General features: G+C 46.2%; 2 protein-coding genes. Both read left to right on the top strand.

Going from position 1 to position 865, the window contains the following annotated elements; genetic code table 11:
• Positions 1–595, top strand: a 595-nt coding sequence (locus A3735_RS07180; protein WP_304439975.1) for an NAD(P)-dependent oxidoreductase, incomplete at its 5' end; no start/stop codon positions are given.
• A gap of 32 nt (positions 596–627) precedes the next feature.
• The coding region (locus A3735_RS07175; RefSeq protein WP_197485733.1) for a secondary thiamine-phosphate synthase enzyme YjbQ at positions 628–865 on the top strand (238 nt) is incomplete at its 3' end.

Below are 865 nucleotides of genomic sequence, written 5' to 3'. Positions count from 1 at the left end.
TGTTCAAGATGGACGCTGGTGTACAAGTCCGATTTTTTGTTTGATGGACTACCCTATTGTTGAACTGGAAGGCAAGACGCTTGGCCTGCTCGGTTATGGTGACCTTGGACAGGGTGTTGCAAAAATGGCCGAAGGCTTTGGCATGAAGGTTATACTGGCAGCTCGTTCCGGTCAAAGCTTGGAAAGTGTTGATGGCTATCCTCGCTTGGCTTTGGAAGAGCTATTGCCGCAAGTTGATGTCTTATCTATTCATTGCCTGCTGAGTGATGAAACTACAAATCTAATCGATGCCAATGCCCTGTCTAAAATGAAGCCTTCGGCCTATTTATTAAATCTTGCTCGAGGTGGCATTGTGGATGAAAACGCTTTGGCCGAGGCATTGAAAGAACGCCGCTTGGCCGGCGCAGCAACAGATGTCTTATCCGTTGAACCGCCTAAGGGTGGAAATGTACTACTGGATAGAGAAATTCCAAACTTAATTGTTACCCCTCATTGTGCTTGGGCGAGTAAAGAGGCGCGTCAGCGCTTGTTGGACAAAGCTGCCGCAAATATTAGAAGATTTGCCGAGGGAGAACCCCAGGCTTACATTGTTTAGTTAATTTGAATCAAGAGGGCGCGACTTTAACGATGAGCACAGTATGGCTACAAAAAGAACTTGAGCTTCAAGCCCGCTCCCGCGGTTTTCATCTGATCACTCGGGAAATTGAGCAAGCCTTACCTGAGCTCAATACGATTTCAATAGGTCTAGCGAACCTGTTTATTCAACATACCTCAGCATCACTCACATTAAATGAAAATGCAGACCCGGATGTCCGCAGTGATATGGAAAAGCACTTTAATAAGTTTGTGCCGGAAAATGCACCCT

Source organism: Oleiphilus sp. HI0061 (assembly GCF_001635675.1).
Note: the sequence above shows the minus strand (reverse complement) of the source record. Positions and strands in the feature narration are given on the sequence as shown.